The following is a 25,564-nucleotide window of genomic DNA, read 5'->3' on the forward strand; positions in this document are numbered from 1 at the left end:
GGATAGACTCAGCGTGCTCTCATTACTTCATCAACAAAACCTAGCTCCGAGCCCCTCCTGCAATGGCGAAAAAAAGAAAAGTTATATTGAAAAGGAACTCTGCTCAGTTGAACCAAATACATGGTCATCAGAACAGCACCACGCTTGCGGACACGACTGCGGCCCTACTTTTAGCAATCATGATGATACCGCTGCCTGTGGGTGGGGTTGTATCATTGTATCAAGCCTTGGCAATGCTCGATGCGAATCCCGACCTTTGGATCGTACCTTCGATGTATCTCGCATTTGGGGTATTTCTTGTTGGACTGTATTTCTGTGTCCTCTGGTGGGTAGGAGTATGGGTGCCAAGTGTCACATTTTGCAGTTTTGTGCTCATTGGGGATCAACTAAAAATTAGAACGCGCAAACATGGTGCAACCGCGATTCGAGTCGGCGATATCATACGCTGCAAAAAGCGAAGGAGTCGATCCTTCCATGGCACAGAAGTGGTCTACGGCTGGTGGTTGCGTTCTCGGACGATTGGCTGGGTATATCTAGACGAAAGGACATCAAACTCGCGCGACTTAATCAGTCGTATACCTGCCGCTAATTCGGCTTAAGTTTCTCGAAAAGATCGTTTAGTTGCGAGCGAAAAGATGTTTGGCTATCGATATTCAGTAAAGTTGAATCTTCGATTTCCGTCAGTGCTTGCTGGGCAGTCTCTAGCGCACTGATTGTTTCCCCATTAACAGACTGAATATTGGCCATTGCAAGGAGTGCCTTAATGAGTTCCTTGCACTGTTCCTCAGATTCGGGGCTGTCCTCGACGCAGACTCTCCTCAGCTCAACAGCTAACTCACAATCTCGCTGGTTTTGTGTTGTATCTTCATCGCCAATCAAAGCGGCGCGTCGTGAATGCAATTCCGCCAGCCACTCGGTCGCCACCGGGTGATCAGGAAAAACGATGCGGTATTCTGTCAATAAGTCGATGAACGCGGTTAAGGCATCCACCGTTAGTCTTAGATCCCTCCCTTCCTTGATTTCGTCGACAACCCCGGGCCAGTCGTCGGCTGCACGCTTTTGTCGGGCAGCGAGCGTGCGATACTCAACTACATTTTTGTTCCATGCGTCAATCAAAGGGTATCGAATCCGCAAGCGATCAACATATGTTATAGCAACTTGGACGTCGGCGAGTGCAGCGGCGGTTAGACCATCACTTGCATAACATAGGGCTCGGGCATAGTGCGCTCGAGCCCAATTGGCTTGACTCATGCTAATATCTGGTTCTGCCTCTAATAGCCTCCGGCGTAATTCGATTGATCGGTGCGCAACTGCCATCCGCGATTCTGCATCTATCTCAAGTTCAGGATGAACAGACAATTCCGCCGCGCGTCCCAGTTCGCTAGCCAAGTTATTCATGGCTCTCAATTCATTGGGTTGGAGTTCGAAACATTTCTCTGCGTCAGCAATTGCCAACTGGCACGAGGCGTATGCGTTAGGCCAATCGCGTTTCTGAACGAAACCAGTTGCGACGTTAGAATAGAATGAGAAACGCTGGTCGTAGAAAAAGATATTGTCAATCTTTGCAGGTTCTTGAAAAAGATGATCGACTTCGGCAATCCCTTCGCGGGCAACGCGAATTCCCTCGTCACTATTGTCAAACCTGGCTTGCATTTCACTTAGCAAACGGATTGATTCGAGGTATTCGGGTATGTACTCGCTCTGTCCACTTTCACGAAACAGATCCCTGTACAACTGCATCGCCACTTTTGCCTTAGGTATAGCATCCGAAGTTTGCGACAACCAATGTAGCATGTGAGCGACGTTATAGTTGGCTTCGGCTTTGACGGCCCGTGAACGTCGGTCATCACGACTCATATTCGCGAATGCATAATATTGTTCAAGTGATTTCTCCAAGTACTCACGATCTTCTCGATTCAATTCTTTCTTCTCTGAAAAGTGCGACAACACGATACCATCGAACATGGTCCGCATAGCAGTCATCGCCTGATCATTCGCTAGTTGCGTTTCCGTTAACGACGTGCGCAACGACTGTTCGCTCTTTGTTAGAAGCGAGTTCTTCGAACTAATGATGATCGATGAAACCATCGCGGCAACAAACAAAGCTACTGCGGTGGCAAGTAATCCTCCTGTCCATGCTGGATGTTTCCTCGCAACTCTCGCCATTCGCTCACGCCATGTTTCAGAGATCACACTGATCGGCTCACGAGCTAGGTAACAATCGAGATCGCTTGCAAGCTCCATTGCGGTTTGATATCGTCTTTCCACCCGCGTCTGCATTGCCTTTCGGCAGATGGCCTGCAATTTCTTAGGGATCGACTTAGGCAAATGTCCTGCCAGGTCGGTGTACGGCAACTTGCATTGATTTAAGTAAGTGCTCCAGCCAACCATTTCGACTGGTGACTTTCCAGCCAGCAGATAGAAGAGTGTTGTACCAAGCGAAAACACATCGCTCGCAGGGTTTGTCGCGGAATCTTTGCCAAGCAATTGCTCGGGACTAGCGTAGGCGGGAGTCCCAATCGCTTGCCCCGTCGATGTGAAAGCAGGGCTATCGAGGGAGTTGAGGTGGCGTAGCTCTTGATCAGGTGTTTCCGATAACCTTAATGCTGCCGGTGCTGACTTTGCAAGAGTCCCTCCGTCAATTGGTTTGGCGATCCCCCAGTCCAAGAGCAGAACCTCGCCGAACGGCCCCAGCATAATATTACTCGGCTTAATATCGCGATGGATGATACCGCGCGAATGCGCAAACGAAACGATATTGCAAACAGACGCAACAGTTTGCAGTAAACGTCGCAATTCATTGTGAGTTGCGAATCCTTGCTGAGAATCGTTTGCCGTTGCTGCGTGGAATTCCTCGACGGTTTGTTGGAAGGTCTTTCCATTGATAAACCGCATGACGTAACAAGGAGTTGAGCCTTCGGATTTCTGCATCGAGTGAATTGGAATAATGCCCGGGTGTTCCAGTCGACCCGTGATCCGGGCTTCCCATTCGAATCTCTCAAGCTGCTCTTTAGAAAGTTCTGCTCGCTTCAGAAATTTGATAGCGACGGGCCGATCCAACACTTTATCGTGTGCCAAGTAGACATGGCCCAACCCGCCACTAGCATGCAGATTCAGGATTTCAAACCGGTTCAACATCTCGAAGTGGCTCGCTGGCGACCAAGCGGACTCTTCGTCTCCATTGTCACCGTTAATTCCCGCACTACCAAAATGTGCACTGACAGCTTCCAGCGCTTTGATCTGTCGCCGCAATTCAGGAAGCAACTCAAGCTGGTCACGGCACAATTCTTCCGCAGAGATATACTCGCCGCGTTCTCGCAGTTCCTCCCACTGATCTAATAAGTCGTCGATATTCGACATATAAGTCAACTCTGATAAGCAAGGCGAGATTAGTGCTCGTCAAGTTCTGCGGAATCAAGCTCTTCAGAACCCGGTTTAATGACCGTTTCATAAAGCGAAAATCTAGCGAGCTTCCAGCGTCGTCGCACCGTTCGCTCGGAAGATCCCAACAACTCCGCAGCCTGTGTAAGTGTTAGACCTTGATACCATAGTAAGTCAAACAATGAACGCTGTTCCTCATCCAACGAATCAATGTAATTGTGAAACTCAGTCCAACTTGCCAGATTACTCGGTTCGTTAGTTTGGTCGGACTTCAAATCGACCGGCGAAGCATATTGAGAATCTACAACTTTGGATGTGCGAGCCAAGTTGGCTCCCATTCCTTGAACTCCGTAATAGTGTCGCGACAGATCAATAAGCTCGCGACGAATGATTGTCGAAGCCAGTCGATAATAATCCAGGGGCGTCGCTGGACGATGTTTTTCCAGCGCTTTCCACAGTCGTATCATCGAATTTTGCACTAGATCATCTGTTTGCTCCCAGCGTTTCACCCCCGGCAAATTTTGGCTGATTCGTTTGGCTAGAATCTGCAGACGCCGCATCGATACTTCAATCAACGTTTGCACCGATTCAGGTTCACCATTTCGCAGCTTCGTAAGCAGATCAGCTACATGAGCCGTAGTGTTAAGATCAAGATTCTCGCTCATCATTCACCTCACCACCTTCTGCATTCGAATTCACTAGTTACCTGAGAGCTAATATACCCGTTGAGTTTGTCGTTACTGCGTAGCCCAGACAAGAATTTCTACACCGGTCGTGCTCTTATTTTCAAGGTAGAGCTCTTCGAGCGAGTCGTAGTCTTCGTAATAATTGTAGAACCCTTCTTTAAAGGTCGTTAAATCATTCTTGTCGGCGACTCCCTTAAGAACAACCGAATAGCCGCCGTCCTTGCCCCATTTTTGCCAAAGTGCCTTGGGAACAACGATTTCCTTCTTCCAGAAATACCATTTCGAACCGAAGTGCTCGTACGCGTCGGACGTGGAAGTCGTTTGACCGATCTTGACCCAAGACTGAGTCGCGTTGTCTCTCGCAAGAATTTCGACATGTTGCGCTGGGTGGATCGTAAAACCTGAAAACTGGATTGGAGTCGTTCGGCTGGTGAACACCTCTTGGTCGCCGGGGCTGACCATACAGCCCACGGAACTCAAGAGCAATAGTCCAATCGTAAGTAATCCCAAGCCAGAGTTTTGTGTAGTCTTCATTTGAGTTTCCCCATTTCCCTTAAATTGTTCGGATTGATTGGCAAGCACCGTTGGCTGCCTCATACATCTAATCGCGAACAAGGGGATTCTGCGGCCAAACATTTCAAAATTTTGGTTGACTAAGGATTGCCTTTGAAAGGTCGCTTACTCTGGATGCTCTTCGAAAGGAGAGAATCTGAAGGCTGTTTCGGAGGACACCATCTCCAAATGGCTACACTTGCGAAGTATTTCACAATGTTTCACAAACTCGGTCATGCGAAAATCGCTAAGAACCATCATTATTGACGGAGTTGTATGCAGTGCGTGGAGCTTATTCCAAGAGGTCTATGCCAGATGAATTTCGCCGCGCCTGCTGGATACTCGATCCGACGATTTTTTGAGTGTACACGCATCGCGCGAATTGTCCTGATTCAACGACAACGACCTGTCCTCAAAAGGCAGGTCGCTGGAAAAACTTTTTACGTCAATCCTCAATTGTTTACTTGCGCACATTCTTCACACTGGATGGTCGGATCAACCCGGCATACTGCATAGCGACCCGAGTTTCATCTTCTGTCAGTAGTTCAATTTCTTGACCATCTAAGACCCTCCAGTCGCGAATATAGCTGGCAGTGAATTTGGATTCAGCAACTGCTGCAGATTTAGCACCATAGGTCGTAGCAAGGTACTCAAAGTAGAGCAACATGGCATCCGAAGGCATGTAACCAGTGCCAGTGACCGAGTTGGTCAACTGCTTTTTCATGTGGCTGGATATCACCATGGCATTGCTGTAAACACTGCGACCGGCTGCATTCCCCTCAGGAGCAATTGCTGGAATAATGTGGCCTACTACTGCAGTATGATTGTATCCCGTAGCTGAAGTCAAAGTATCACCGAGATAGTCGACGGGAATGTCGTCCGGGTCAATTTCTGGATAAAGTTCCAGAAATTCATCGACTAACTCTGGTCGGAGATCTGAGCGTAACACTTCATCATTCCGCTCTGAATTTCGATCGAGAATCTTTTCAATTTTTGTTGCTGAAAATGCACCACCCATTTTTCCGAACAGGCCGCCAAATGCAACCCATGGAAAACCATTTACTTGGCCGACGTAGGTTACTCCGTTAGGTATATCGCAGTAGGGGCCGCTGAGATGGGTAAAACATTTAGGATCGAGTTGATCAAATGGTATCGCATCGAACTCGCAATCATACTCGCCGTTGCTTGGGAAAAAGTAGCCTTGCCACTCCAGCCACACACGGCACGAATCGTTGTCGATCATCAATTTGTGCGTTACTCCACTTTGCTTGCTATCGTCTTGAAACCAAAAGTAGTCTTTCTGCTTCTGAGCTAAGAGTGTCGTATTGGCGACGTAAACGGTTTGGCCATTAAGGACCGTGGCTGGAACATCAGGATCTAGCCAATTTGACTGAACCGTGATTGCTGGATTTGGCCAAGCTGGCGGAAACAAATGGTCCTCTAAATAAGGGCCGCCCTGAGCAAAGCTCAAGCGGGTGAAAAGTAGTGATAGAAAGATCGTCTTGATGGTGATTTTCGCGTTCATGTTTTCCTCAAAAGTGGAGATTAAATTGTTCGTTCGCTGCTGACCTGCACAGTACTGGAGCGGCGTTACAAGACCAATCGAGGTCCACATCACGACCCGGCCAAAATCGAACTATGTTTTTCTGCCATATCCAAAATGGCATGGAGAAATAAACCCAACGACGATTTTGTCTGCTAATTGGCCGCCCAATCGCGTCACTTCCGATTGGAAGAGCATGCGAGCCTCACTGCAGGCTAATTTATTTCAAATGTCACTTCAGAAAGATGAAAAGATGAACACGAAAACACGGCTACTAAGCGCGATGCTCTGGTTTGGATCTGCCTCCTATTGCTTGGCTGCTCCTCCAGCGAATCAATATGGTCATTCAACCATTGGTAATACAGTTCTACAGTCACTGCCGCTGGCAAAAGGCGAAGATACAAGAAAACGCAAAGTCGGCGAAGAGCCGCTCTTTATCGAGCGATCAACAAGCATTGAGGGCGGAACCTTTGTCAAAGTCAGCTGGACTCCGTCCGCTGCCGTCGGAGCTTTTGTTGTCCTGAGTGAGGAAGAGGTCGAGGTTGGTTACGACGAAGAGGGATTTCTGTCGACTTCCGTACCTTGCATTCACAAGACTTTCCGCCAAGCCGACGAAACGCCGGAAGTTGTCCTTCCAAATCTGGATCCAGACAAAAAGTATTTTTATGCCATACTACCAATGGATGACCCCGATTTAGGAAATGGGCAAATAATACCTCACTATCGCACTACAAAAACCATTCAAAGATTCGTCCATATCAAGGTGACGAAAATGGAGGTAATCGACGATTCTGATGACCTAAGCGACGGTGAGATGGCGTTCACGTTTCAGCTCTTACCTTCTCAAATACATCCCAAAGAAGCTGAAATCACCGACCTATTCGACGCAATTCGATGGCCGGAACTGAGTGGTAACGAAAGTGCGGGAGAAGGTTATTTGAACGTTTGCAGCGGTGCCAGTCTGAGCCCAAGTGTTGATTTGTTCGGATCAAACGTTGGCGACAAAATTAGATTGGCGGTGTCTGCCTACGACGACGACGTTTCCGGCGTTTACGATGTTGCACCTATGCCGCTCGCGTTTCAATACACGGGCGCATTTAATGAACATCACGGTGAAGCGAACGCCAACTTCTGGACGCTCGACATCGACGGTGGCACCTACGAAACAGATACGGATGATCCTGAAGACTACCGGCACATGGAAGAGTTTGAATACAAACTCGCGGCGAATATTCCAGAGAACGACATCACTTGCTTAGAGTTCAAAATCCACTTCACCGTAAGTGTTTTCTACAGTGCGCACTAGTTGGAATTGTGATTCTGATAAATTTGGGAGTTGTGGAATGTGCAGATGCATTCCACAATTTCCCAAGCCAAGTCACAGGTCTGTTGTACGATACGCTGCAAATTCGGAAACAATAATGGCTTCACGAGACCCGCCGGATCACATCCTCTACATTCGTTTTTTTGCAGCCCTTGCTATCGTTTTCGGCGGCATGAGCTCTGCATGGACTGTTTACATATCAATACGCTACCCGGTGGATTTTAATGCAGTCATGTCGCGACTTGGATTCACCATTCCGCTGTTCATTGGCGGACTAGTTACGCGTTTGGCATTACCAATAAAACGCAAAGGATCACGAACTGGCTGGAGAGACCTGTTTCGGTCAGAGAACTTTAATGCAGTAATGCAATGCGTGTCATTGCTCGCGATTTTCTTCAATATCGTCATGCTGCCCACTGCCATAAGTTCGTATATCAACAGTGCCTCAGCGAATATTTCGTACATGCCAGTTCAAGTGCGCGTCGAATCAATCGAACTGAGACACATTCCTGAAGATGCGGTTTCAAAAGAAACTTTGCTGAAAGAAGTTTTCTATGTGCCAGACTTGTATATTGACCTTTGGGTTGCCTGCGGAGACGTTTCCATTTTAGAGGAGGATGGAAAGTCGATCGATCCTGTTCGCAGTCGAGCGTTGTTCACAGTACCCAAGCTTCATAGAGCATCAAGAACAAAACATTATATTCAGCATTACAAGATGGATGCGACGATGGATAGTGAGCGATTTGAAGTTGGCAAACTGTATCCAGGTTGGGTTTTGCGAAATGACGCGGGTGAAGTGTTCTTCAGCCGCGCTTCAGATCGGATGCTTCGAGGCATTTGGATATGCATTGCGATCCTGTTGATTCCTGCTTTATATCTGCCACCGCGATTTATCTCAGCACGTCACACTAAAAGCAGACAACTTGTCAACATGAATTCAAAAAGGTAACTCAACGAACGCTACGCACCCTACTTCATAAAGCAATTTAGTCTGAGGACAGAAGTCAAATGTACGCAAGCGATATCCCGATCAACACCGGTTCTGGCTGGGCCAATATACAGCTCGGAAACACAATTGCCGAAGTACGCGCGGCACTGGCAACGAATGGTCATGCGTACGACCTGTCCGACGACGAACTTGTTATAGACATCCACTCGCCAGAAACCACCTTCTATTTTGATGATTCGAATCCAAAGAGCCTGGTGCAGATCGTCTTTTACGACAAAGACCATCGCGTCAATGAACAACAAGTGATTGGTCTGACATTGGCAGAAGCCTTACTTGCATTCGATGTTCAATCCTTCGACGACACATTATGGTCGATGGTAAGTATCGAAGAAGAGTTTCCAAACGGCAAACATTTGCCAGATGCTCAACGGATTCGTCGAGCGTCCTCTGAAACAAAATTAGAAAGCGGAACACTCTGGATCAAAAGCCAAGGCGTCGGATTGGTCATGTTGTTTGGATTTGTTCACGCAATCGCAATGCGTAAGCTTGGTAGCGAGCCTACCGTTGGCTGCGGGCGTCTTGATCCTCAGCTTATGGAAATGACACTAGCCCAAGAGCCGACAAGAAAAACGGAGAAAGCTCACAAGATAAATCCCGCTGACTGGCCAAGCATACCGTCTCAATACTTTACGCAGTCTACTACGCCTCGAGCGCAGCCTATATCCAAAAGCTCCTGGTCAAGTAAAAAAACCAAGTTTATCCGTAGCGTTGTTTTCTCAATTCTAGCAGTGATCTTTCTGGCCTTGCCGGTGAGTATCGTATATCGTGATTTGACAGCTTGGAAGAATTCGAAGGATGTTGTTGGCAGAGTCGTAAGTACAAAGCCGGAGGGACCGTTTCCCGAAGAGATTGTGATCGAATACTCTACCGATGAGGCTAGTAGTCACCAGGTTACGATTCCTTCCACTTACACAACAGCGCGAGAGATTGAACAGGAGGTTGAATTGCTTTACTTGGCCGATCAACCTGAGCGCGCTATGACGCGGATACAGATTCGTGATGAAGGTTGGTCGATTTCGCCCTATCTACTTTTCGGTAGCATTGGAATTGCAACACTGTGTCTTCACTGGGCATTTCCAAATCACATTCGATTGAACGGTCGTCGATCCAGAGGCTCAAGATGAACTTTGTCGATAGAAGTTTGATGCAAAACAAGGACTCTTCTACCTTCGAGGATTTGTGAATGACTGGCCAAAATCCGAAACCGCCGACAGAAGTGGATAAATTCACGTGGGGCATAGCAGCGCTGCTACTTTTCGTTGCAGCAGCCTTCGTGTTCGCCGGTTGGTTCTTCGTGGACATGGTCATCTTGGAGCCTCGCAGACTCGCAAAGAAGGCCGAGTCTTGGACCGAAGTGCCGTGCACCATTCGAGTAATCGAAGTGGAAGTCGTAACAATAAGTGCTAACGGCCAGAAAACCACTGGATCTCGTGAGTCAAGCACTGCGTATGCACCTCGTGCTGAGTATGACTATGTTTGGAACGGAAGGAAATACAGTTCTGATCGGTTTTGGTTCGGTCACAGTTATTGGAATTCGAAGGCAGGTGCAAGTGCGGCAATAGCTCCGTACCAAAGCGCGAAACGTACGTTTTGCTACGTGAATCCAAACGATCCAAGTCAAGCTGTGCTGACTCGAGACATATTCCAAAGAACTGCCATTGATTCGAATTGGTTGTTCGCTTTGATTGCCTCCGGAATAACTCTGGTGCTTGCGATGGTTGCTTGCCGAAGATTTATGAACCGCCGAACAACTGACACAGCCGTCGTAAAAGTCGCGGATCAAATAGAGGATTCCCATTCTAAGCAACCCGGTCACCCAAATGCGCTACGTGCTTGGCTAGTTGCAATTGTCTGGAATGGAACTGTAGGCTTGCTTACCTATTTCACTTGGGTTGGCGGAGCACCAATGTCCTTCCTAGTTTTCTTCATGGGGCTGTTCTGGTTGGTAGGTTTGGTCATGCTGGCTGTCGCAATAAGTTCAACGTTTGAGGCAATGCGTCGCGTACAAGCACGTCCATAGGGTGTAAAATTACCCAGATCCTGGAAACAAGTAATGAGTTCCGCTTCATTCTACAGCTGTACCGAACTTTTTGTACGCGGGCCAAATCCAGCAATGAAGTTTGTTAGCCGCAATATCGTGGCTTGGCTGCTGCATGGTTTGCTAAAGCAGGAGCACAAGACGACTGAGATCGCTTCAATGATTGTCTGATCAGTGTTGGGATAATTGCTACAAGTTGGCATTGCCACTAGCGGTTCACCTTCAATGCAATGCATGCGAATGGAATGTACATCTTAGGCTGATGTCTCAAATTTGGCTGCGGCGCAACAACTGTGTAAATCGCTCGCAAATTTGGCCGCAAGATCCTGAGGCGTACGATTTGTAATCTGTCCAGCGAACACTTAATTGTTCTTGGCTCTACCATCGAATTTCGTTCGAAGAAACCCCGTCCACATGATGGAGTTAAATCGGTCGAGGTATAATGCCTAGATGTTCGGACACTTGAAACAGGAACACCAAAATCGACATTAAGCCATCCGTTCCTATCTACTATGGAATCTATATACTCAGTCGCTTCGGGCAAGCGATTGGGTTTGGGCTGATAGTCTACGGAAGCTTCCAATCACCACATCTCTACGCAACGCTCGAGGCTTGGAATAGCAACGCAATTGACTTGAGACATGTAGCGTTACCCTGGGTCAATGCAATCTTGCCCATTGGTCTGGGCTTGCTGATTTGTGCATATTTCCACAAGAATTTATCGTTTTATTGCGCTTATTGGCAGCAATGGCCTGCACATCTACATGAACCATGGAAAGCCGTACCAAATTGGGAATCCGGTCGTCTTCGATCGCGATCTGCCGGAGCAACTGGGATTGTCATCGCCGCGGTTGTGCTCCCGACAATTGCTGTTCCGATCACTATTCATTTTGATGGGCTCGCTCCTGCTTGGCTTCTCGTCATTACCGTTATTTTAATCTTTCTACTCGTAAATCGTTATGTGAAGCTCAAGCCGTTCTGGAAATCAGAATTGGAACTCATCACTTTGCCAGGAAGAGTTGGAGGAAAACTCAAGGGCGAATACCGTATTGGGAAAATATTTGAAGAAAACACGTTCGAAGCAGTCTTGGAATGCAACCAGACTGAATCGGATAAAGACGACTCCGATTCCAGGCCTGAGACCAAATGCCTTTGGTTTCAAACCATTGAAGTGCTCGGACATTACCACGACTCAACTTTGCATACTATAGTTCCAGTTGAATTCACTATTCCGCTAGGATTGCCAAGTTCGCTTCTGCCGCTGCAACGCCAGGAATCTCGTGGAGTAGTTACTTGGCTTTTTAAGATCAAGGCCAAATCCAAGCCAGATTGTGTTGCTGTCTTTGACGTACCTGTTTTCAGTAAAGTGACAGGCACTGGGAAACAGCGACTTTCAACATCAGCAAGCTCGTTCGAAAAATCAGACAAAGTACCGAGTAAAGTCGAAGCAGCCGCAAAGGAAGACGTATTGACCCTACTTGAAAACGATGGCTTTCAAGTAACACAAGATTTGAATGGAGAAGTAGTCTTTACGGTTCGACGTCAAGGGAAACACCTGCGTTCCGCAGCCCAAACACTAGCCATGATAATGTTATGTTTGATCGCTATGTTTTTCACTTTCATTCCCTATCTTTGGGCAGCAATTTTGGCCAGCTTAATTCCTGCTGCAATTCTAGCGGTTGCCGTTCAAAGTCTGGTTGAATCGTACTTTTGGCGAGCCAAAATCCGGAAAACGATCAGTCATATTGAAGTCGATTCTGGTTTCGGAATCAGAAAAAATGTCCGTTGCTATCCGATAAGCGATAAAACGATCATCGCATGCCATTTGATAAGTAGAACAGAAACTAGTAGCTATTGGAATTTGCAGATTACAGGCGAATCGATCAAAAGCATCGTATTGTGGCGTAGCCTATCTGCTATCGATGCAGAAACAATTGGAAGTTGGTTTGCCAATGAAATGGGAGTGAAATTCAAAAAACCAAACCCATTACAGATGCATAAAAACTGAAATCAACCGCTGCGCTGTATAATCACCGTGCGTTTCCTCAAAACGCCGAACTCGGTGTAGTCGCTAATTTTTCCGTTGGTGACACGACATATGAGTATCGCTGACAAGCAGTTTTCCTAGATGAGCATGTGTTGCTCTGTCACGGTGTCGGTGTCGCATTCTCGTATTTAAAACGGTACATGACCGCATCAGAATCACTTGGCAAATCCCTGCTTTTATTGGTGCGAGCCCAGGCGCTCCACTCATAAAAGATAGCGTTGGGCGTTGGCCGCATCGCGGGCCAAAAACCGTCATCACGACCACCTAGCGTCAGGTTGACGCAGAGCTCACCTTTACTTGTGAATAGCGGGACACGCGCAGGAAGTATCCACTGCCCATCTTCTTGGCGGAAAGCTTCGACATCGAAATCTGCATCGCTAGCTCCAAGCGGCTTGTGATTCGAGACGCTTACAAGCTGTAGTCGAAGCTCTTCTTTCTTCCATTGATGCGGGTCTACATTCAACGCCGAGTCGCTATTAGTTTCCGCTGGCAGTCGAATCTCCCGAACAATAACAATGCCCTGCCCTCCAAGTTCTGGCTCACGATCAACGCCAGCAAAGGCAACAGCAAGCACCAGGGCGAGACCAGTTGCGACAACTGCTAAAGCTGCGCCAAATTGGTTGTACCATCCAGAACCGAGGTACGAGTAAGCCAACCTGGCCGCCGGGACCGATAGAATTAGCCCAACGACTGCTCCAAGGAGTGTCAGCCCAACAATAAAATACCCAGAGCCGCCCTCGAAGCTCGAGATTCGGTACCAACGAACGCATGAATTGGCGATTGCGAACATCCCTACGCCGGCAACGAGTGCCCCTGAAATACCTGCTGCGATTGTCACTAGCCAGCTCATCGAAAGTGGTCCTCAATATTGCGCCGCGGCTCAACAAGCGTAAACGGATGACATGGTGCAAGGCGGCTCAACACTTGCTTGCTCATCTTTTCGCACATTCCAATTCCTGCCTCTACACAAGCAAACTTGATTTGATCAACATCGCTTCGAAGTAGGACTATCACTTGCACAGCAGAAAGGCGTGGATCTTGGCACAACGACTCAACACAACGCTGCGTGATAGAAGCGACATTCACGTTTTGATGGAGCTCAGCCGCTTTTTGGGCAGCTATGATCGCTTCATCTGCACATCCAACGGCAACTAATGCGGCTTGATTTTCATGTGTGAGACTTACTCTACCTATCAACTGTGCCAGAGAAAATTTGTCACAAGATTTACAGCCATCGAATCCGATGGACTCCATCGAATCGCATGCATCCAACATCTGCTTTTGCTCTTCACCAGAGAGCATTGCCAGCACTGCTCGCCGTGCGAGCCTGCATGCGACTAGCGATTGGGCAAACAACGGAAGTGTAGCGAGATCAACCAGCCATACTTTTTCCTCTGCTCTAATCATTTGGCAGACCTGATTTCTTTCGCGCTTTTGCGAGCCCTTTCTTTACAGAGCTTTGCTTGGCCATACTTGGAGAAAGTCCGATGATCCGCTGATAGACATCCACAGCCTCAGCGAATTTACTCTGCGCATTTAGGTCGTCAACAAGCAAAAGTGAATAATGAAGTTCAAGATCTGGCGATAACCGTAATATCTCTCTGGTGTGATGCTCGGCTCCTGCGAAATCTTTTTGCAATCGGCAGAGACCTGCTGCTTCAGCATGTGGCATCAATTGGTTAGGCTTCGCCACGGCTGCGTTTTTGTAATGCGATATGGCCCCAGGCACGTCCCCGCCAAGCAAAGCTAGTTTTCCGGAAAGCATCTGGTATTCAAAATTACAATTTGCCGTCCGCAGCTTTTGCAACACGTCTTCCAGAAAATGTTGGTTACCCATGCAATAAAGCCATTCAAAGGCGACCATCAGATAGTCTAGGCAAGAAACCGAACTATCCTCGTCCAAGTCGGATTCGATAGAAAAGGTCTGCTCCCCCTCCAACAACGCCTGGATGGCGTCTGCCGATTGCTCCATGTGGGTTTCTCCCACAGCTTCAGCTTCCGACTGCGAAAGCTGTTTCTCTGCGTGGCATTTGCTGCAGGCCTGCGATACGCGCAACTTGCCACTGGTGGGAATCAGAGGGATGTAATAAGCATGAAAAAAATTCCTCCCGTCATAACTCGACATTTTTGCAAATCTTCCACAGCTTTCGCACACGCCGAAGCTTCGCACCTTATTGCGGCGAAAATAGACCCTCTGACCGAGAATGATGTACATGAATTACTCACTGAAAAAGACAGATCAACTTAGCGACGCCGATAACCATCGAGAATCACGACCGCCTTCATAACGCTCACGATGGCAGACTCTGGCCGAATGAGTACGATGTCAAATATCCTCTTTCCGTTTCAATGAACATATTCAAGCTTATCGAAAATGTCATCGCTCAAGATCTCCGCTGCAGGCCAAATCGAATTGATGCAATCCATCGACGACGCATGTAGCCAAATGGAACAGATCTACGCTCAAGGTCGCTATTCGAAAATCACAGTTCATAGGCAATGGTCCAAACACAATCCTATTATATCAGGAAAGATTGCACGTCCCAAAGCCTATCGCTGGTACCTCAAACGCGAACTGTACAAGTTGGCTGTCAAAGGCGCCGAGATTGAGATTACTCCGTCGAAACCCCGTGTCGATCTTAATTCTCCGCAACTTCTCACGCTGATTGACGAAACTGATTTTGATCATACTCGCAAGAAAGTATTTCTCTTTGGGCCTGAACGGGTCGAACTTTCACTCGAGCGACTTGAACACTACACCGGTACTAGCGCCGAAGACTTCCAACGGTTTGTTATCCTTACAAACTATCATATGCACATGGAAGTCTTCCGTCAGTTGCATCCTGATTGTGTATTTCCGGTCCGTGCGGATGTGCAGATGCCTGCCTTTCACCACAAGGCGGCCGACAATAGCGGTGTAAGCATCGTGAACATTGGAGTAGGCCCTTCCAATGCAAAAAACTTTACCGACCACCTCGCAGTCCTCCGTCCCGATTCGATGATCATGATTGGTCATTGCGCAGGAGTTCGAAATCATCAAGAGATAGGCGATTTTGTTCTGGCCTCCGGCTATATGCGAGACGATCATGTGCTGGATGAAGCGTTGCCGCGATCGGTACCAATCACGCCCAGCTTTCTGCTAAATCGCTACCTGGCTAAAGTTTTAGAAGAACGAAACTTGCCCTACCGAGTTGGCGCGGTTTACACCACCGCTGACCGCAACTGGGAACTGGTCATCAATCGGAAACTGAAAGATTTAAAGGCCAGTCGGAGCATTGGAGTGGATATGGAATCTGCAACTGTCGCTGCCAACGGTTTTCGTTACAGAATACCTTCAGCGACGCTCCTATGTATTTCTGACAAGCCGCTGCATGGAAGCCCGAAGCTTCCCAATTCTGCAAATTCGTTTTATCAAGCGACTAAGTTACTTCATCTAGAAATTGCTGAGGCCGCCATCAGCGTTGCGCGTTCAGAACACCCAGATGGTCTTCCCAATAGTGAACTACGATCGATGGATGAACCCTTGCTGGGGGGCCCGGAATCTTAGGGGCCCTAGTCAATCGCCGGTTGGCTTTCAATTTTGCTTGCCAGCACAAATGAAGGCTGAACGAGTGTATGATCGCAACATTCACACTCAGACCAATCGGAAGAGAAAAAGATGGAGATTGATCAACTCGTTCATTTCGTACGCGTCTCTGAAACGCTGAACATTACAAAGGCTGCACAAGAGCTTGGATTGTCTCAGCCTGCCGTCAGTCGATCATTGCAGCGGCTCGAAGAGGAACTAGGACAACCGCTTTTTGAACGGCAATCGCGAAGTGTCTCACTGACGGAAGCTGGTGAAAAACTATTGGGGCGAGCAAGGCAGGTCCTGTCAATCATCGACGATACCAAGAATGAAATTTGCGACGATGGTCAGTCGGGAACGCTCCGCGTCGGATCGATCCCTACGATTACGCCATACTTTCTGCCTGGACTACTGCGGGAGTTTTCGGAGCATTTTCCGCGGGCCAGGATGATAGTCAACGAAGGCACGACGGCGGTGCTGCTTAACAAATTGACTCAAGGGGAGCTCGACGTGGCAATTCTTGCGTTGCCAATCACGGCCAAATACATCGAAACGTTGAAATTGTTCGATGAAGAATTGTTGCTAGTGATGCCAACCAATCATAACCTATGCAAGAAGTCGAGCATCAGTATATCCGACATGCAATCTTTGCCGTTTGTACTGTTGGACGAGGCTCATTGCCTATCGGAGCAAATTGTTTCCTTCTGCAGAAGAAAATCATTCCACCCCGTATCAACTGAAAACACCAGTCAATTGGCGACGGTTCAAGAGCTGGTTGCGCTAAACCATGGCATCTCACTTATTCCAGCGATGGCCGCTGTGCATGATCAAGCAACGAATCGGATTTACCGATCGTTTGCGTCCCCCAAGCCAAAGCGCACCATCGCAGTAGCTTGGAATGCATATCGCTTCCAGAGTCGTTTGTTGCAAGCGTTTCACTCGACATTGCAACAATACTCAAAGACATTCTCGTTCGATATTCAGAAAGCTATTGAAGCAAAGCTCAACTGCTAATTGGCAGCTTTCGATCGCTTGCTGAATTTCTTCCCAGCTGGTCTTGAGCCTTGAGACGACGATCTTGCAGGACCTCGATCCGATTGATAATCATCTCGAGGCCGACGATCTTCTTCGTCGTAAGGCCGCATATTTAGTTGACGACCGGCGACCCAAGTGCGGCGGAGCGTCTGGCAAATGTCGCGAGGAAGATCTGAAGGCAAATCTATCGTCGTATAGGTATCGTAGATTTTGATCGGTCCGATGTATCGGCTGTTGATATTGCCTTCGTTCGCAACGGCTCCAACAATATTGCGCGGTTGAACGCCGTCACGGCGACCTACATCCAATCTGAAACGCAGCATTCCCTCGGGTGCAGGCCCGCTTCGCCGACGGTCGTAACCGGAATTGTCTTGTTCAAAGTCGTTGCGATCGCGACTATTTCGACGCTCGCGTCCTTGATTGGAGCTAGCAGGAATATCTTTGACGAAGAACGGACGTCCGTTCTGAGCAATTTGTGCCAAAGCAGCGGCAACTAAGGTCGGTGATTTCCCGGATTCGTTGCAATACTCCTCCAACATGCCTTCGAACAAAGAGAGATCATCGGACGCGATTACATCGGTAATGCGTTGCTTGAAGCGTTCCATCCGGAACGCATTGATTGCATCCGCGGTCGGTGGCTGCTCAATTTCAATCGTTTGTTTAGTAGCACGTTCGATCAAGCGAAGCTTACCGCGTTGAGCGTTAGTCAAGAAGATAATCGCTTCGCCGCTACGTCCCGCTCGGCCAGTACGCCCAATACGGTGAATGTAACCTTCGCTATCATGCGGCAGGTCATAATTGAAGACGTGGCTGATACGAGGCACATCAAGCCCACGAGCAGCAACGTCGGTTGCGACCAGAATGTCAAGTGCACCAGACTTCAGCTGCTCTATCGTTCGCTCGCGAACCTTCTGAGCCATGTCGCCGTTGAGGGCAACAGCAGCGAATCCTTCACGGCTGAGCTGTTCTGCGATCGTGATCGTCGAATCTTTTGTTTTAGCAAAGACGATTACGCCGTCGGTCGTTTCGGCTTCCAAGATTCGCTTGAGCACGTCAATCTTATTGTGTTGCTGTACAAACAACGCTCGTTGCCGAATCGACTCAGCTGTCAGCGTACGACTCTTGATTGCCACCTTTACATGGTCCGTCAAATACTCATGAGCAATCTCGCGGATAGCTTCCGGTAATGTAGCGGAAAACAGTGCGATTTGCCGATCGGCTGGCGTCTTTTGAAGTACGAACTGGACGTCTTCCAAGAAACCCATATTTAGCATTTCATCGGCTTCGTCCAACACCAAGCATTTAATGCTGCTGAGATTCAGCGTCCCGCGGTTCACGTGGTCGATAACTCGTCCCGGCGTTCCAACAACAACTTGCACCCCTTGCCGCAGTTGTCGAAACTGCACTTCGTAGTCTTGGCCGCCGTAGATTGCAGCGACGCGAACTCCTGACATTTCTGCAGAGTACGTCGAGAATGAATTGGCGACTTGAATAGCCAACTCACGAGTGGGTGCTAGGACGAGCACCTGCACTTCTCTTTGTTCTGGATCCAATCGCGAAAGGATTGGAAGCGCAAAAGCAGCGGTCTTTCCGCTACCCGTCTGCGACTGGGCAAGCACATCTCGTCCAGCAAGGACGTGCGGAATTATCTGAGCTTGAATTGGCGTTGGAGCCTCATAGCCAGATCCTTGTACCGCTCGTAGCACATCAGGATGCAATCCAAGATCGCTGAAGAGGATGGTATCTTTGGTAGCGGCTTTCTTGGCGACTACAGCAGGTTGAACTGCAGGGATGCTTGCTTCTTCAACATCCACATCGTCATCAAGGAAGTCCGTATCGAGCTCAACTTCTTGTGTAACTTCAGAATCGTTATCCTCGATCGATTCGAGGAGCGCCGCAGCGGTTTCTTCAACAGACAATTCTGGCGCAATAGACTTCGACATTTAGCTTCTTTCGATAATTGGTAACCATCGCATGCGGACAAACTATTGATTTTGTGTGCAATCAAACTTGTCTACAGACCACGGCATCATATGTTGCGTTTAACGCGACGCCGCTTCGTTACCCCTGATCGCTGATGCTTTCCGGACGATTGCCGGAAGCCAATCGATTGAAGACCTGTCGCTTTTCGAGCCCAATAATTCGACGTGGAGAAAGCTCCACCGACGTTTGCACAATATTAAGTTGGCTCAACAGGTGGGGTAGGCTAATCGAAAACTGCTTTCTCGAATAGGAGAAAAACCCCAGATTCCCTCGAATTTTGATATTCCGCAGAGGCTGCGCACCCCAAACCTGATCGCGTTGGTTGGGATTAAAATCGTTCAGCGACCTAAGTCAGCCCCCTTCGACACGCCCTTAAGGAGGTTCGTTTCACGTTATCGCTTCAAACCGAACAGGTGACGTGACTTCAGAGCCTAAACTACAACAGCCCCTTAGACTTGCTCCGAAGCTTTGCTGGCGCTTTACGATCGATTTCGCCTAGAGCTAAAGTGTATATCCCCAGCGTTTGGCAACGTCGCGACCAATCATGCCTTCAAGTTGGCTGAGGTCATCCAGAAAGTGCCCTTGAAGTCGCTGTCTAGTTTCGCGTGACAGCACCGGAGCCTCACCAGGGGCAAAGGGGCGAAATAGAAATTTGTTGATGCGCGTACCTTTCACTTTGCTGACGATGTCTGCATAGCCAAGCTTTCTTGTTACCGCTGCAGCAGCGACGACGATCTTCGAGAGAAGAACACTGCGTGGAGCGGAAGAACCGAGCACTCGTTCTGATGCCACTCCTTGATACAACTTGGGGTCGACTTGCAAGAAAGTAAAGACTGTGTTTGCATAGGCTTCAGGGTCCGACTTAAGATCATCATAGATCAAACATAGAAGTTGGTCGGCGGGAAAAAGTTCAAAGTAAGGCGTCAAGTGTCGCGCGTACAAGCCTCGTGAAAGCAAATCGGGGCGAGCTTGGACAGCCTCTTCGAAAGAGCAAGTCAACGAACCATTTCTTCGCAGGAAAAGATAGTGTGAAAAGGCCCTGTCGATCGGATCGCGAAGGTTGTAGATCAACTTTACATTCGGTAAATGTTGAGCGATTCGCTTGGCCGCTTCTGGAGAAAAAATATACGTATTGGAAACTTCACCGATCGCTCGAACACCGTCCGTATTCTTGCAATGCTTGAAAAATCGCGAGTACCAATCAGTCCCTTTGTGATAGTAGTCTTCAAAGAAGAGAGTCTCTTTTGCACTAGAGACACACACTTGCGGATGCTGCGAACAAGCTTTGTACAGCCAGCTCGTGCCGCACTTGCCTGGCCCAATGCCAATGAAGTTTGGAAGATAAGTGGAATCGTCGTTCATCGAAGGCACGGTAGCAGCACGTATACGAAAAAACTGGAGGAGCTTGCAAGATTCGCGTTAGCTCCACTAATGTAGTTGCACCGATTGTTTGGACAAATCAAATCGTACTCAACGTTGCGTTTCCGCAGTGCAAATGTACCGATTATGCCGACTGCAACACGCTAGTCCGCTAACGACGCCACCAAGCGTCGATAATGAAGGCGACAATAATCCCGAAAACAACAGGCGGACTTAGGGCTCCTTCCCGCCATAAAATTTGGTGATGTCGATGCCGCTACGGTTTTCCTCTTCCAGCAACTTGATTCGATGCTCCAATCGTTCAATTCTGCGGCTCATCTGCGGTATTTCTTCCATGCTGTCAACTCCGCGAGTTGGACGCGGGACTTCAGGATAATTCAAATGTCGCTGCATGGCCGCAAACAAGTAGAGCGGATCCTTGCGTCGATTTGCAAACGCGATCTTGCCTTCCTTCTCGCCAAACAGAATCGGCAATTCAGTTTCAACGTCGGCGCCAAGGCGACGTTGCCGGTACGCCACAAAATCATCGCTTCGTCCGTAAATCAAGTCTGCTAAATCAACTAGCCCGAGTTGCCTTCGAACAACGAGTATCCATTCGGTCCAATTCGCATTGTAAATTGGATCTTGGGACATCGCCTTTAGCCCGGCGTCGTACGGCAATCGATTTCGGCAGAGCGATTCGAACTGATAGAAGAATGCACCTTGAGGGTCCTGGTTTTCTGCACGATACTCCGCTTCTTTCTGAAGTACCTGCAACGCCATGCGAAAATCAAATCGACCTTGATCGCGTTCCGATTCTTGAACAAGGAATGTCTGGAAGCTAGTAAAGTAATGTTGCAAGCGCTGCATGCCGACGGCCATCACACCGCTGTGCTTAAGTTCAGCCAGCAAGAAATCGACGGCCATCGGAAGTTTGGTCGTAGCCAACAGTTCGTGCTTCGCTTGCAACAGCAGATCTTGCAAGGAAATATCTTTGCCTAAACGCTCATGAAGAGTCCGATAGAGATACGCTTGCTCAACTAATTCCTCACGTTCCAGCAGCATTACGACATGCTTTCTCTATTGCAGATGTGATTGCCACTAAACGCTAAAACACTTCGTTGTCGAGTGCCGCCAACGGCGAGCGATCAGCGCGTGGCTGAGGTATAACTGGTGTTATGCTGACTTTGGTGCGTTTGAGTTCTTCGATTTGGTTTGCCATCCGCACGAGCAAATCAGCGATCTCGCTTCCGGCCGCTTCGCCAATATGCACCGACAGCGCTTTGCGGGCACTGTAGGAAAGCTCGAGTTTTGCTAGACCTTGTTCGTTATTCATCAACACACCCAACCACATGTTTAGGGAAACTAACCGACTGCGTTATTCTACGGTGACGCTTTTTGCCAAATTTCGAGGCTTGTCAACATCGCAGCCGCGGAGCACAGCGATATGATATGCTAGAAGCTGCAGTGGTATCGAACAAACGATTGGCTGCAAGAAATCTTCACAGCTCGGCACCTCGATGATATCGTCGGCAAGGCCAGCGAGTTGGTCGTCGACCTTGTCAACAATCGCAATAATAGGACCACCGCGAGCTTTTACTTCCTGCAGGTTGCTCATTACTTTGTCATAGACCATGCTTTGTGAAACAATGAACACGCAGGGCGTATGTTCGTCGACGAGCGCAATCGGCCCGTGCTTCATCTCCGCCGATGGATACCCTTCGGCATGGATATAGCTGATTTCTTTAAGTTTTAAAGCACCTTCCAGAGCCGTCGGAAAATTGTAGTTTCGCCCGAGATACAGAAAGGTCGTCGCATCCTTATACTTTTCAGCAACTTTTCTAACCTGCTGATCGCACGTCAAAGCCGCTTCGACAAGATTGGGAAGGTTTTCCAAAGAATCGATGATTCGCAAGCCGGCTTCATAGCTCAGATGTCGCAAACGCCCAAAGTATAACGCAAGCATCGACAGGACCGTCAGCTGGCTGCTGTAAGCTTTGGTTGAAGCGACACCGATTTCGGGCCCAGCGTGCAAGTAGATGCCGCCGTCGGCCTCCTGCGCAATACTGCTTCCAATCACGTTGCAAATGGCAAGTGTATGATGCCCCTTTCGCTTCATCTCGCGAAGTGCCGCAAGTGTATCTGCTGTTTCCCCGCTTTGTGTGATCCCAAAAATGAGTGTGTCGCGATCAATCGGCGGATTCCTATAACGCAATTCGCTCGCGTATTCGACCTCAACCGGCAACCTAGCAAGAGTTTCAATCAGGTATTCACCCACCAGTGCCGCATGCCAACTGGTACCACATGCAGTAAGAATAATCCTATCGACAGTGCGTAGTTGGATCGGAGTTAGATTCAAGCCACCAAACTTGGCGGTTGCATTATCTCGATCAAGCCGACCTCGCATCGCATTGCGAATCGATGTCGGTTGTTCGTAGATTTCCTTCAACATGTAGTGCTGAAAGCCATCGGTACTCACATTCATGTCTTGACTATCAAGGATGCGAACTTCGGGTCGAATCCGTCCCTGGTCGCGATGCAGGACCTGTATGGAGTCTGCGGTGATAACAGCGATTTGATGGTCTGCAAGATAGATAATCCGATCTGTGTGACCAACCAAAGGAGAGGTATCGCTAGCAACAAATTGTTCCCCGCGTCCAACCCCAAGCACCAAAGGGGAACCGCAACGGGCGGCGACTAAAAGGTCTGGCTTGTCTCGAAACATCACCACTAAGCCGTAAGTACCACGGAGCAACGGAAGGATGCCGCGAACCGCTTCCACGTACTTGGCATTGGGACCTTCACTAGATCGCGAGGAGCCATCCTCTGAAGCTGCGTCAAGACCATCGTCAGCGCTGTTGCCACTGCTGCGAAGCGCATCCGCAATTAAGTGTGCGATCACTTCGCTGTCGGTCGCCGATTGGAAGACATAGCCTTTGGCGACCAGCATCTGCCGCAGAGTTTCATAATTTTCAATTACACCGTTGTGCACGATTGCCACAGCACCACGGCCACCCATATGAGGATGCGCGTTTTCGGTAGTAGCAGGTCCATGCGTTGCCCACCTAGTATGGCCGATGCCGATCGAACCGGTCTGTTTAGCGGCCAACACTAAGTCGGCAAGCTTGTCGATCCGTCCAACCGAACGGTTGATCTGCAGACCCGAGCCCTGTTTCATTGTTACGACACCAGCGGAGTCATAACCTCGATATTCTAGACGACGAAGGCCGTCGATCAGAAACGGCACGGAATCTTTTGGACCTACGTAACCTACAATTCCACACATCAATGATTCCTCTGGAAAACACCTGCTCGGTAAACGCTGCAGATTGATTCTATGCTCGATTTTTTTTCCCCGAACGCACAACCGCTGACAATCTGTCCAGCGTCCGAAGTCGCTCAAGAATATCATCCCATCCGTGCAGTTCGACGAATTTTGCCTCAAAAGTCTTCTAGTTTCTTGAGCAGACATGTTATCCGCCCTGCATGCAACAACTACGATCGAGTTCAATCGTTATAATCTTTGCAGTCGACCTCTTTGCGGTCAAAGGCAAAGTCGCAAGAACTCAGTTCTGTTCGACTATTACTAGCATTCGAGACTAATTCAAAATTAACAGGTAATGTACCATGGACCGTCGAAGTTTTATTCGCAATTCTGTCGCCACGACTGGAGCGGCAGCACTGATCGCTTCTCAGTACAAAGAAACGATTGCAGCTTTGGCCGATCAACCTGCAAAACGTGTCGCGCTGATAGGAACGGGCTGGTACGGCAAGGCTGACTTGTTGCGTCTCATTCAAGTCGCCCCGGTGGAAGTCGTTTCCTTGTGCGACGTCGATTCGCAAATGCTCGAAGGCGCGGCTCAGATCGTTTCGGAGCGGCAAGCGTCCAAGAAGAAGCCTCGCCTTTATTCGGACTATAAGAAACTTCTTGCCGAGAAAGATCTCGACATTGTCTTGATCGGAACTCCCGACCATTGGCACGCTTTACCGATGATTGAAGCGGTAAAGAGCGGCGTCGACGTGTACGTCCAAAAGCCTATTTCGGTTGACATCGTTGAAGGCCAAGCGATGCTGGCTGCGGCTCGGAAGTACGACCGCGTTGTACAAGTTGGGACTCAGCGTCGCAGCACGCCGCACTTGATCGAAGCCAAAGAGCAAATCGTCGACCAAGGGAAACTGGGCAAAGTCGCTATGGCAGAAGTCTACTGCTACTATCATATGCGCGCCAAAGGTAACCCACCGAACACGCCTGCTCCCGACTACCTAGACTTTGACGCCTGGACAGGCCCAGCACCGATGCGTCCTTTCAACAAAACGATACACCCAAGGTCTTGGCGAGCCTTCATGGAATATGGAAACGGCATTGTCGGGGACATGTGCATTCATATGCTAGATTCGGTTCGCTGGATGCTAAACCTAGGATGGCCCACTTCGGTCAACAGCGCGGGAGGAATATTCGTTGACAAAGATTCCATCGCCAACATCTCAGACACTCAGTCTGCAACGTTCGCTTTCCCAGAGCTTGATGTGATCTGGCAACATCGCAGCTGGGGCGAAGCTCCGGATCCAAAATACCCTTGGGGCGCAACGCTCTACGGCGACAAAGGCACGTTGAAATTCAGTGTGAATAGCTATGACTTCACTCCGATCGGCGGCGGTTCGCCGGTTCACAAAGACGTGACGTACGAACTCGAACAATATCCCGAGGATAAAACCGAAAAGGATTTAGAGCGACACGTTGCGCCAGCGATTCGAGGGCACATGCTCGATTTCTTAAAGGCGATCAACGATCGCTCCAAACCGGTCGCGGATATCGAGCAAGGGCATATTTCGACAGCTTCTTGCATCCTGGCTAATATGTCGATGGCGTTGGGACGCTCGCTAACCTGGGACCAAGAGGCCGGCAAAATTAAAGACGACGAAGAAGCGAACAAACTATTGCGTCGGACATACCGAGAGCCTTATGTGCATCCTGAGGTGGATGCCGTCTAATAGCTTCTAGAAGTCAAACACGAATCACGACCTCTGATTTGTTCGCA

The 25,564-nt window shown here is 48.8% G+C and carries 22 protein-coding genes; 10 read left to right on the top strand and 12 right to left on the bottom strand.

Features of this window, described 5'->3' with window-relative positions:
* Positions 1–107 precede the first annotated feature (107 nt).
* Positions 108–599 carry a hypothetical protein gene (locus SH451x_RS24410; RefSeq protein WP_479359896.1) on the top strand — a complete coding sequence of 164 codons (492 nt, stop codon included), beginning with the start codon at positions 108–110 and terminating at the stop codon, positions 597–599.
* On the opposite strand, the gene SH451x_RS24415 is transcribed toward SH451x_RS24410, so the two are convergent.
* The 4 genes from SH451x_RS24415 to SH451x_RS24430 form a co-directional block, all read right to left on the bottom strand.
* Positions 586–3,360 (bottom strand): serine/threonine-protein kinase, encoded by a 2,775-nt coding sequence (locus SH451x_RS24415; protein WP_479359898.1) that lies wholly within the window; start codon positions 3,358–3,360, stop codon positions 586–588. The genes SH451x_RS24410 and SH451x_RS24415 overlap by 14 nt on opposite strands.
* Positions 3,361–3,389: 29 nt before the next feature.
* A complete protein-coding gene (locus SH451x_RS24420; protein WP_479359899.1) occupies positions 3,390–4,046 on the bottom strand; it encodes an RNA polymerase sigma factor in 657 nt (218 codons plus the stop codon).
* A gap of 72 nt (positions 4,047–4,118) precedes the next feature.
* Positions 4,119–4,601, bottom strand: a complete 483-nt coding sequence (locus SH451x_RS24425; protein WP_479359900.1) for a hypothetical protein — start codon at positions 4,599–4,601, stop codon at positions 4,119–4,121.
* 478 nt (positions 4,602–5,079) lie between these two features.
* Positions 5,080–6,144 (bottom strand): hypothetical protein, encoded by a 1,065-nt coding sequence (locus tag SH451x_RS24430; RefSeq protein ID WP_479359901.1) that lies wholly within the window; start codon positions 6,142–6,144, stop codon positions 5,080–5,082.
* Between the two features lie 247 nt (positions 6,145–6,391).
* Here SH451x_RS24430 and SH451x_RS24435 point away from each other — a divergent pair, with 247 nt between their 5' ends.
* The 6 genes from SH451x_RS24435 to SH451x_RS24460 all read left to right on the top strand — a co-directional run bounded on the left by SH451x_RS24435 (position 6,392) and on the right by SH451x_RS24460 (position 12,541).
* Positions 6,392–7,468, top strand: coding sequence for a hypothetical protein (locus SH451x_RS24435; RefSeq protein WP_479359903.1), 1,077 nt, complete (start codon positions 6,392–6,394; stop codon positions 7,466–7,468).
* Positions 7,469–7,583: 115 nt separating this feature from the next.
* Positions 7,584–8,435 (top strand): hypothetical protein, encoded by an 852-nt coding sequence (locus SH451x_RS24440; RefSeq protein ID WP_479359904.1) that lies wholly within the window; start codon positions 7,584–7,586, stop codon positions 8,433–8,435.
* 59 nt (positions 8,436–8,494) lie between these two features.
* Complete coding sequence (locus tag SH451x_RS24445; RefSeq protein ID WP_479359905.1) at positions 8,495–9,619, top strand: hypothetical protein; 1,125 nt, start codon at positions 8,495–8,497, stop codon at positions 9,617–9,619.
* Positions 9,620–9,678: 59 nt separating this feature from the next.
* Positions 9,679–10,515, top strand: a complete 837-nt coding sequence (locus SH451x_RS24450) for a DUF3592 domain-containing protein (protein WP_479359906.1) — start codon at positions 9,679–9,681, stop codon at positions 10,513–10,515.
* 33 nt (positions 10,516–10,548) lie between these two features.
* Positions 10,549–10,704 (top strand): hypothetical protein, encoded by a 156-nt coding sequence (locus SH451x_RS24455; protein WP_479359907.1) that lies wholly within the window; start codon positions 10,549–10,551, stop codon positions 10,702–10,704.
* Positions 10,705–11,167: 463 nt separating this feature from the next.
* Complete coding sequence (locus tag SH451x_RS24460; RefSeq protein WP_479359908.1) at positions 11,168–12,541, top strand: hypothetical protein; 1,374 nt, start codon at positions 11,168–11,170, stop codon at positions 12,539–12,541.
* Between the two features lie 139 nt (positions 12,542–12,680).
* Here the strand turns inward: SH451x_RS24460 and SH451x_RS24465 are convergent, their stop codons facing one another.
* From SH451x_RS24465 to SH451x_RS24475, 3 genes are read right to left on the bottom strand one after another with little or no spacing between them, the layout of a single operon-like run.
* Complete coding sequence (locus SH451x_RS24465) at positions 12,681–13,430, bottom strand: hypothetical protein (protein WP_479359909.1); 750 nt, start codon at positions 13,428–13,430, stop codon at positions 12,681–12,683.
* Positions 13,427–13,987 (bottom strand): hypothetical protein, encoded by a 561-nt coding sequence (locus SH451x_RS24470; RefSeq protein WP_479359910.1) that lies wholly within the window; start codon positions 13,985–13,987, stop codon positions 13,427–13,429. Before SH451x_RS24470 ends, SH451x_RS24465 begins: the two co-directional genes overlap by 4 nt.
* Positions 13,980–14,705: a hypothetical protein gene (locus tag SH451x_RS24475; RefSeq protein ID WP_479359911.1), complete on the bottom strand. Its 726-nt coding sequence runs from the start codon at positions 14,703–14,705 to the stop codon at positions 13,980–13,982. The genes SH451x_RS24470 and SH451x_RS24475 overlap by 8 nt, the downstream gene beginning before the upstream one ends.
* Before the next feature lie 249 nt (positions 14,706–14,954).
* Here SH451x_RS24475 and SH451x_RS24480 point away from each other — a divergent pair, with 249 nt between their 5' ends.
* The gene (locus tag SH451x_RS24480; protein ID WP_479359912.1) at positions 14,955–16,127 is read left to right on the top strand and encodes a phosphorylase family protein; all 1,173 of its coding nucleotides are present in this window, start codon (positions 14,955–14,957) and stop codon (positions 16,125–16,127) included.
* 111 nt (positions 16,128–16,238) lie between these two features.
* On the top strand, positions 16,239–17,162 hold the full coding sequence (locus tag SH451x_RS24485; RefSeq protein WP_479359913.1) for a LysR family transcriptional regulator: 924 nt from the start codon (positions 16,239–16,241) through the stop codon (positions 17,160–17,162).
* Here SH451x_RS24485 and SH451x_RS24490 read toward each other — a convergent pair.
* The 5 genes from SH451x_RS24490 to glmS form a co-directional block, all read right to left on the bottom strand.
* A complete protein-coding gene (locus SH451x_RS24490) occupies positions 17,159–19,126 on the bottom strand; it encodes a DEAD/DEAH box helicase (protein ID WP_479359914.1) in 1,968 nt (655 codons plus the stop codon). The two genes, SH451x_RS24485 and SH451x_RS24490, sit on opposite strands and share 4 nt — an antisense overlap.
* A 541-nt stretch (positions 19,127–19,667) precedes the next feature.
* The gene (locus tag SH451x_RS24495; RefSeq protein WP_479359915.1) at positions 19,668–20,528 is read right to left on the bottom strand and encodes a sulfotransferase family protein; all 861 of its coding nucleotides are present in this window, start codon (positions 20,526–20,528) and stop codon (positions 19,668–19,670) included.
* A 231-nt stretch (positions 20,529–20,759) separates the two neighbouring features.
* Positions 20,760–21,590 carry a hypothetical protein gene (locus SH451x_RS24500; RefSeq protein WP_479359916.1) on the bottom strand — a complete coding sequence of 277 codons (831 nt, stop codon included), beginning with the start codon at positions 21,588–21,590 and terminating at the stop codon, positions 20,760–20,762.
* Positions 21,591–21,633: 43 nt separating this feature from the next.
* Positions 21,634–21,861, bottom strand: coding sequence for a hypothetical protein (locus SH451x_RS24505; RefSeq protein WP_479359917.1), 228 nt, complete (start codon positions 21,859–21,861; stop codon positions 21,634–21,636).
* Between the two features lie 42 nt (positions 21,862–21,903).
* Positions 21,904–23,811: a glutamine--fructose-6-phosphate transaminase (isomerizing) gene (gene glmS / locus SH451x_RS24510; protein WP_479359918.1), complete on the bottom strand. Its 1,908-nt coding sequence runs from the start codon at positions 23,809–23,811 to the stop codon at positions 21,904–21,906.
* Between the two features lie 341 nt (positions 23,812–24,152).
* Here glmS and SH451x_RS24515 point away from each other — a divergent pair, with 341 nt between their 5' ends.
* Positions 24,153–25,517, top strand: a complete 1,365-nt coding sequence (locus SH451x_RS24515) for a Gfo/Idh/MocA family protein (RefSeq protein ID WP_479359919.1) — start codon at positions 24,153–24,155, stop codon at positions 25,515–25,517.
* Positions 25,518–25,564: the final 47 nt, after the last annotated feature.

The organism is Njordella aestuarii (assembly GCF_056494165.1).